1 protein-coding gene is annotated in these 370 nt (G+C 65.4%); it reads right to left on the bottom strand.

Features of this window, described 5'->3' with window-relative positions; all coding sequences use genetic code 11:
* Window positions 1-20 precede the first annotated feature (20 nt).
* On the bottom strand, window positions 21-370 hold a 350-nt coding region (locus tag AC1D0P_RS32055; RefSeq protein WP_477680410.1), incomplete at its 5' end, for a TOBE domain-containing protein.

Raw genomic sequence — 370 nt, 5'->3', positions numbered from 1 at the left:
GAGGCGATTATCGGTCATGATCAGGCTGCCGGCGCGATGCTGGCTGATTCGACGGCGCGGATGCGGTTGCCGTCGGCGCCGAAGACCAGCGCCCTGGCGCCGGGAAAGCCGACATTCACGGTTTCACCCGGCCGGAACGAGGTTTCCGAGCGGTCCTCGACGATCACAGCCTGCCCGGTGGTCAGCGTGCCGTAGAGGAAGCGCGTGCCGCCAAGATTTTCGACGACGTCGATCTTCACCTCGATCGTGCCGCCGGCCGCATCCCTGCCGGTGAAATGCTCAGGCCGGATGCCGACTTTGACCGGCATGTCGGCGGATGATGGGACATGGCCGCTGCGCAGGCTCGCGCCACAGTCAAGTCGTATAGTGC

This window comes from Polaromonas sp. P1_G2 (assembly GCF_056405515.1).
This window is presented reverse-complemented; position numbering and strand designations above follow the sequence as displayed.